The sequence below is a fragment of the uncultured Cetobacterium sp. genome, assembly GCF_947039425.1.
Lineage (GTDB): Bacteria > Fusobacteriota > Fusobacteriia > Fusobacteriales > Fusobacteriaceae > Cetobacterium_A.
In genome coordinates this window covers 1-7,942 of record NZ_CAMQYW010000065.1, presented here as the reverse complement: position 1 = coordinate 7,942, position 7,942 = coordinate 1, and the positions used below count along the sequence as shown (strand labels likewise).

At 26.2% G+C, this 7,942-nt stretch carries 9 protein-coding genes; 8 read left to right on the top strand and 1 reads right to left on the bottom strand.

From position 1 onward, the window contains the following. From Q0V09_RS05225 to Q0V09_RS05200, 6 genes are all read left to right on the top strand, one after another. Window positions 1–467, top strand: a 467-nt coding sequence (locus tag Q0V09_RS05225; RefSeq protein WP_297487487.1) for an ethanolamine utilization protein, incomplete at its 5' end; no start/stop codon positions are given. 2 nt (window positions 468–469) lie between these two features. Next, window positions 470–721, top strand: a complete 252-nt coding sequence (locus Q0V09_RS05220; protein ID WP_297487485.1) for a EutN/CcmL family microcompartment protein — start codon at window positions 470–472, stop codon at window positions 719–721. Window positions 722–723: 2 nt separating this feature from the next. After that, complete coding sequence (locus Q0V09_RS05215; RefSeq protein ID WP_297407466.1) at window positions 724–993, top strand: hypothetical protein; 270 nt, start codon at window positions 724–726, stop codon at window positions 991–993. Then, entirely contained in the window at window positions 983–2,098 is a 1,116-nt protein-coding gene (gene eutH, locus Q0V09_RS05210) for an ethanolamine utilization protein EutH (RefSeq protein ID WP_297407467.1), read from the top strand. The genes Q0V09_RS05215 and eutH overlap by 11 nt, the downstream gene beginning before the upstream one ends. A 5-nt stretch (window positions 2,099–2,103) precedes the next feature. Further along, window positions 2,104–2,541, top strand: coding sequence for a cupin domain-containing protein (locus Q0V09_RS05205; protein ID WP_297407475.1), 438 nt, complete (start codon window positions 2,104–2,106; stop codon window positions 2,539–2,541). 9 nt (window positions 2,542–2,550) lie between these two features. Further along, window positions 2,551–3,642 (top strand): 1-propanol dehydrogenase PduQ, encoded by a 1,092-nt coding sequence (locus Q0V09_RS05200; RefSeq protein WP_297487482.1) that lies wholly within the window; start codon window positions 2,551–2,553, stop codon window positions 3,640–3,642. Between the two features lie 155 nt (window positions 3,643–3,797). Here Q0V09_RS05200 and Q0V09_RS05195 read toward each other — a convergent pair whose 3' ends face one another. After that, the gene (locus Q0V09_RS05195) at window positions 3,798–6,059 is read right to left on the bottom strand and encodes a polysaccharide lyase 8 family protein (protein WP_297487480.1); all 2,262 of its coding nucleotides are present in this window, start codon (window positions 6,057–6,059) and stop codon (window positions 3,798–3,800) included. 162 nt (window positions 6,060–6,221) lie between these two features. On the opposite strand from Q0V09_RS05195, the gene Q0V09_RS05190 reads away from it, so the two are divergent. Together Q0V09_RS05190 and kduD are read left to right on the top strand one after the other, a co-directional pair. Beyond that, complete coding sequence (locus Q0V09_RS05190; RefSeq protein ID WP_297407309.1) at window positions 6,222–6,890, top strand: GntR family transcriptional regulator; 669 nt, start codon at window positions 6,222–6,224, stop codon at window positions 6,888–6,890. A gap of 26 nt (window positions 6,891–6,916) precedes the next feature. Further along, on the top strand, window positions 6,917–7,678 hold the full coding sequence (gene kduD / locus Q0V09_RS05185; RefSeq protein WP_297407311.1) for a 2-dehydro-3-deoxy-D-gluconate 5-dehydrogenase KduD: 762 nt from the start codon (window positions 6,917–6,919) through the stop codon (window positions 7,676–7,678). The last annotated feature ends 264 nt before the right edge of the window (window positions 7,679–7,942 follow it).

The following is a 7,942-nucleotide window of genomic DNA, read 5'->3' as shown; positions in this document are numbered from 1 at the left end:
TAAAAGAGTCATTGGAAAAAGACTTTACTTTTTCCAATGACTCTAAAAAAATAATAGTATCAAATTTAAAAATTCCAGAATTAGTTGCTTTAGGAAATGGGACATTTTCAAATGAAAAAGATGAAGAGATTTTAAATCATATTTTAAATGGTGATGAGGTATTTCTTATAAAAGAGGGACTAGAGTGGAGAAGTTACAAAAATATTCCAGGAAAACTTTTAGAAAAATATGAAAATTATGAAAATATGTTAAAAGATTATGGAATAAAGTTTTTTAATAAAATAGAGATAATAGATTTTTTAAAAAATGCTTCAAATCAATATTCTTTTAATAAAAAAGTATTAAATTTAAGTGATATAAAAAAATTAAAAGAAAAAGAGATTATAATTTCAGAAAAAACAATAATTACACAGTTAGCCATAGATTATATTAAAGAAAATAATATTAAAATTATAAAAAGGGGATAATAATGGTCATAGGAAAAATTATTGGAAATGTTTGGGCAACTAGAAAAGATGAATCTTTAAATGGATTAAAATTTATGATAGCTCAGCTTGATAATTCAGAAAAAATAGTTGTTTGTGATTATATTGGAGCTGGAATTGGAGATATGGTTTTAATTACTAGAGGTAGTGGTGCTAGACAGGTATTAGAATCTCAAGATATTCCAATAGATGCTATAACAATAGGTATAATAGATGGCTTTGAGGATGGTGAATAGATATGAAGAAAAAACTTATAAATTTAGAGAATATAAAAGAGTTTATAGTTGATAAAGAGTTTTATAAAACTAAAAATATGATAATTTCTCCAAATGTAAATGATTATTTAAAAATAAATGGAATAAAAACAGTTACTCAAGATACTCCTAAGGAGGAGTGTATTATTATGAGAATAGAAAAAATATTAAAAACAGATTTTAAAATAACTGATGATTCAATTTTAAAAAAAATAACAACTAAAGTGGAGGAGGCAATAAAAAATGGGTATTAATGAAATTATAATTTACATTATGGTATTTTTTATGATTATTGGTGCAATTGATAAGTGTCTAGGAAATAAATATGGTTATGGTGAAAAATTTGAAGAGGGAATAACAGCTATGGGAGCACTGGCTTTAGCTATGGTTGGAGTAATATCTTTGGCTCCAGTACTTGCAAATATCTTAAAGCCAATTATTTCTCCAGCATATACAATGTTAGGAGCAGATCCAGCAATGTTTGCAACAACATTATTAGCTAATGACATGGGAGGATATCCTCTTGCAATGGAGTTAGCCTTATCACCAGAAGCAGGAAAATTTGCTGGATTAATTTTAGGTGCTATGATGGGACCAACTTTAGTGTTTACAATTCCTGTAGCTCTTGGAATTATAGAAAAAGAGGATAGAGAGTTTTTAGCTAAAGGTGTTTTAGCAGGAATGATAACAATTCCATTAGGTTGTTTAGCAGGCGGACTTGCTGCTGGATTCTCTTTTGATTTAGTAATTTCTAATATTTTACCAATTATAATTTTTGCTGGACTTATTTCTATAGGACTTTGGAAAATTCCAGATAAAATGACAACAGGATTTACTATTTTTGGAAAAGGAGTAGTTATTGTTATTACAATAGGACTTGCAGCAGGAATAGTTGAATTTTTAACAGGAATTGTTGTTATTCCTGGAATGGCACCAATAACTGAGGGAATTTCAGTAGTTGGAAGTATAGCAGTTACTTTAGCAGGAGCTTTTCCTTTAGTTCATTTTTTAACAAAAGTTTTAAATAAACCATTAACTAAAATGGGACAAACTTTAGGAATGAATGAAAAAGCAGCAGCAGGAATGGTAGCAAGTTTAGCAAATACAATTCCAATGTTTGGGTTAATGAAGGATATGGATAATAAAGGAAAAATACTAAATGTGGCATTTGCAGTAAGTGGAGCCTTTGTATTTGGAGATCACTTAGGATTTACAGCTGGTGTTGATACTCAAATGATATTCCCTATGGTTGTTGGAAAATTAGTTGGAGGTATTTCTGCAGTGATGGTAGCAAAAGTTATGTTTAAAAATATAAAAGGGACATCAACAGAAAAAAATATAGTTAATGGGAGAGCATAATGAATATAAATGAAAAAGAATTAGAAATGTTAATAAAAAAGGTAATCGCAGAGGAATTAACAAAAAAAAATGAAGTTAAACATATTGATAAAAGTGGAATAGCAGTTGTAAAAACTGATAAAATTACAAAAGTTAAATTTGATACTGGAAATCCAGCAGATGAGGTTTATGTAACTGATTTATTTACATTGGAAGAGAGTCCTAGAATGGGAACAGGAATTATGGAAATGACAAAAAGTACTTTCGAATGGACTTTATGTTATGATGAAATTCTATATATTATAGAGGGAAGATTAGAAATAGTTATAGATGGAAGAGTTGTAGCAGGAGAAGTTGGAAATGTAATTTTAATTCCTAAAGGTTCAACAATTAAATTTAGTGCTCCAGAATATGCTAAATACACATATGTAGCATATCCAGCAAACTGGGCAGAACAGAAGTAGGTGAATATTATGAAAAATTTTTATATTAAACCAAAGATTGAATTTGGTGAAAATTCATTAAATTTTTTAAAAAATAATGTGAATGGAAAAGTATTTATAGTAACAGACAAATCAATGGTTACATTAAAATTAGTTGATAAGATTACAGAACTTTTACCAAAAAATTCATTAGTGAAAATTTTTGATGAAGTTACACCTAATCCAACAACAGATGTAGTGGAAAAGGGGTTAAAAGAGTTAGTTCTTTTTAATCCAGATGTGGTTATAGCTTTAGGTGGAGGTTCTCCAATAGATGCTTGTAAGGGAATGCTATATTTTGGAAGAAAATTAAAGATTACTTTAAATAATAAACTTTTTATAGCAATTCCAACAACAAGTGGAACAGGATCAGAAGTGACATCATACAGTGTAATAACAGAAGGAAATAAAAAAATTGCTTTAGCAAATGAAGAGATGCTACCAGATATAGCAATTTTAAATCCAGAATTTATGAAGACATTACCTAAAAAAATAATTGCAGATACAGGAATGGATGTTTTCACACATGCTTTAGAAGCTTATGTTTCTAAAGTAGCAAATCCTTTTACAGATGCTATGGCCTTAGAATCATTAAAATTATTAAATAAAAATTTAGTTAAACATTATAATAATGCACAAGATTTAGAACCTAGAAAAAATGTTCAATTTGCTTCTTGTTTAGCTGGAGTAGCTTTTAATAATTCCTCTTTAGGTATAAATCATAGTATTGCTCATACTATTGGAGCAAAATTTCATTTAAGTCATGGTAGAGCAAATGCTATTTTATTACCTTATATTATTAAGATTAATGAAAATGCCAATGAAAGATATGAAGTTTTAGCTAAAGAGTTAAACTTAGAAGGAAAAGAAAGCTTTGTTAAGTATATTGAAAATTTAAAAGTAACTTTAGGAATAGAAAAATCTTTAAGTGAATTAAATATAGATTTTCAAGAGTTTCAAAATCTGATTCCTGAAATGTTATCAGAGATAAAAGCTGATATTTGTACTGAATTTAATCCAAATATTTTAACAGATGAAGAGTATATTAAACTGTTATTAAAAATATATTTTGGAAATTTATAAAAAATAAAAATAGTCTCTATTTAGAATTGTTCTAAATAGAGACTACTATTTTTTTTAATAAAAAAGAAACCCTAGGTCAATAAGGTTTCTAATTTATAAGAGCATAAAGATTTAATACACTTACGTTATACACCTATTTAATAAAAAAATCAAATTTAAAATTTTTGTAAAATCATTTTTTCTGTAGCTCCATCTTTTAAGTTTTTAAATATAATTTTAGTAATTCCATTTAAATTTGATAGTTTTATATTTGAATTTTTATTTTTTAATGAAAAATTTCCATAAATTTCTAAAGTGGCATTATGCCCATTTTTATGAGTTGGATCACTAGCATAAATTTCAATATTTTTTTTATTTTTATAAACAATTAAACTTAAAGGTGTTTTTCCTTTAATACCCTCTATAATCTCTTCTCCCCCATACCAAAAGTTTATACCTAGAATATTTCCCACTTTTAGACCATGAACTCTTTTAGTTTGAGATAATATTTTAATGTTATTTTTTTGAAATTCATTTAAATTATTTAAAGAAGTTTCAGGGAAAATTATATAAGCATAGGTTTTATTTTGTGGATTTATACCATGATCTATATATGATAAAATATATTTTTTTATTATTTTATCATTAGTACCAGTTCCACCAATTTCTTTCCAAGAACCACTTCTATTTTCTATCTTAGAAATTAAATTGTTATTATTTAAAGAAAAATATCCAGTATATAAGTTTGAAATATTATTTTTAACTATGAGTTTTTTACTATTATTTTCAATAACTTGAGATTTGTCTTCTAAAATTTTATTTTCAACAGTTGTATGGACTTCTCCATCAGAGCTATCCACATTACCAATAGCAATAATTTTATCTGATAGAATAAACCAAGATTTTTTAGCTAAAGTTTTATCATTCCAAGAACTAAAATCCATTCCAATAATAGCATTAGTTCCATCAGTTGAACCACCTACAAAATCTTTTTTAACCATATATTTCTTAACTCTTCTTTGTCCTTTTCCATCTCTTCTAAAAGTTAAACTTTCAGTAGTACCAGGAAGATGATATGGATCAACTGTTGGCCAGAAATCAAAATACTCCTTTTTATTTGGAGTATATAAATAAGACATTCCATCACTAGTATGCCATCCTCTTAAATTTTCACCTAAAATACTTTCAAAATTTCCAACTCTATTTGAATTCATGCTTAAAATAAAACTATAATTTTTATTTCTTGAGACTACTCTATCCATATTACTAAAGTTTTTAGTTCCAATAATCTCTTTTATTTGTATAGAGTTATCTCTCATAATATCTTTTAAAACCTTTTTTTCAATAGGATTTTTAGTTTTATCAGGTAAATAGTATAAGTTATTTTCTAAAATATTTCTTTTTACAAGCTCTTTAAGCTTTTCTTTATATTTTAAAGGTGCTCCTTTAGAGATCATCGCAATAGATAATAGATTCTCCTCTCCTCTTAGCATATCATTTGAATTTACTCTTGTAATTGCCCTTCCACTTATTGAATCTGATATTCTTCCGTTAACTATCATATAGTTATATCCAGTTAAAATTGATTCATAAATATTATTAAATCTTTTGTCTTGTATTTCTAAAGGAGTATCTGAAACTAAGTATTGAATTATTCCTAAACCATTTAAAAGAACAGCACCATATGTTCCACCATAGGGAAGTGTATCATGCTGAATGAAAGATCCATCCTTATAAAATCCATTTCCATGAGTAACATAGTCTCCAACTTCTCCTATACTATTTAAAGCATCACTCACTTCATCTTTATTATTAGATAAAATTCCTCTCATAAATACAATAAAAGCAGTATCTATTCTGTTTCCTCCCATTGAAATTCTTTTATGAGGGGCAGATGAAAATTTTGCAGATTCACTATAACCAGACCACTTAGCATATGGTTGAAAATATCTACTATCTTGTAAATATAAATTTCTTTCATTTTCTGGAATATATATAAACATAGCAGTTATTATTTTATTTAATTCTTTTGGAATACCAATTTCCCACTGCCACCAATTTCCAAGCTCAGGAAATCCTTCTTGATAAGCATTTACTCTCATCCATTTTAATGATTCTAAGATAATATCTTTAACTTTGTTATTTTTATAATATTGTGATTGAGAATAATTATATGATTTGCAAAGTTCAAAAATATTTCTATAAGTTAAAAGTATATCTGGTCCATGTTTCATATCTTTAAATTCTTTCCATAAATATTTTTTTTGAGAATTTTTATTTATAGTTTTAATAAGCTCACTACTTTTATAATCATTATTACTTTGTGGTACTATAAATTTAGTAAATCTACTTATAACAGTAGCATATTCTTGGCTTGTTTCTGAAAAAGAGTTAATAGATAGAAGAAAAAAAAGTATAAATTTAAAAATATTTTTCATAGACCCCTCCTAAATTTTATTACCTATAACTATTAAATACCTTATTTTTAGATAATTGTCTATCTCTAATTTTCAGTATTGAAAATTATATAAATTTTTATTGACATCTATATATGAATATAGTATTGTGTATACAATGTATACAATGAAAAAGGAGTTTATATGAAAAACTTAACTAATACAGATATTATCGCTTTAGATTTAGAAGAAAAAATTTTAAATTTACATTATAAACCTGGACAGATAATAACAGAAACTGAAATATCTAAAAAATATGAAATTTCAAGAACTCCATGTAGAGATATTTTTCAAAAATTAAAATCAATGGGATTAATTGAAGGGATTCCTTTTAAAAGTAATACTATCTCTCTTTTAAATTTTGATATAATTTCTCAAAGTATATTTATGAGATGTGCTATTGAAAAAGAGGTATTAAAATCTTTTTTAAATATGGTTGATGAAAAAAATTTATTAGAATTAGAATATAATTTAAAATTACAAGAACTCTTATTGGAAACTGATTTTAAAGTTGAAGAGTTTTATAAATTAGATTGCGACTTTCACACTATTTGGTATAGAGCTACAAAAAATATGTTTGTTTTAGAGCAAATTAATAAAGCTCAATATCAATATAAGAGATTTAGAATGTTAGATATAGTAGAAATAAAAGATTTTAAATCAATAGTAGACGATCATAAATTATTAGTAAAATATATAAAAGAAAAAAATTATGAGTTACTGGAAGAGGAAATTTTAAATCATTTAAATAGTGGAATAAAAAGATTAGAAAAAAAAATGGAAACTAGCTTAGCACAATATTTTAAAAAATAAATTTAAAATAAATAAAGGGGGATTTTATGTTAAATATGTTTAATTTAGAAGGAAAAGTTGCAATGGTTACTGGTGGAAATGTTGGAATTGGAAATGCACTTGCTATGGGACTTGCAAAAGCAGGAGCAGATTTATTTATTTTTACTTACAATGATGATAATATGGAAAATATGAAAAAAGAAGTAGAAGCTATAGGTGGAAAAGTTAAATTTCAAACAGGAGATTTATCTAAAGAGGAAGTAGCTATGGATGCAGTAAAGAAATGTGTTGAAGCTTATGGAAAAATAGATATATTGGTGAATAATGCAGGAACAATAAAAAGATCACCTATTTTAGAAGGGTCAAATGATGACTGGAAAAATGTAATTGATTTAAATCTTTCTTCTATTTATTATTTAAGTAAGTGTGCTTCAGGATATATGAAAGAGATTGGTGGAGGAAAAATTATAAATATTGCTTCAATGTTATCTTTCCAAGGAGGGAAATTTGTTCCATCTTATACAGCTAGTAAACATGGAGTAGCTGGTCTTACAAAAGCTTTTGCAAATGAACTTGCATGTGAAAATATTCAAGTAAATGCAATAGCTCCAGGTTATATAGAAACGGCAAATACAGCTCCTATAAGAGCTGATGAAAAGAGAAATGCTGAGATTTTAGGAAGAATTCCTGCAGGTAGATGGGGACAAACAGAAGATCTTGTAGGTGGAGCAATATTCTTGTCATCAAAAGCATCTGATTACTTAAATGGACATATATTAGCTATTGATGGTGGTTGGTTAGTTAGATAATATTGATTACTTAGAGATAATTATACAAAATGTATAATTATCTCTTTTTTATTAAAGGAAAATTTAATAAAAAATGTAAATAAAATATAATCAAATTTTTTTAAGGAGGCTAATATGAGAATTTTAGTATATATATTCCTTGCTACTCTTATGGGGTTTTATGTAATAGTAGAGGATTAAGATTTATTTATATTTTAAATATAATACCAATTATTCCTGAAATAAAAATTAAGAAAATAGGATTGATTTTAATTTTTCTTATTA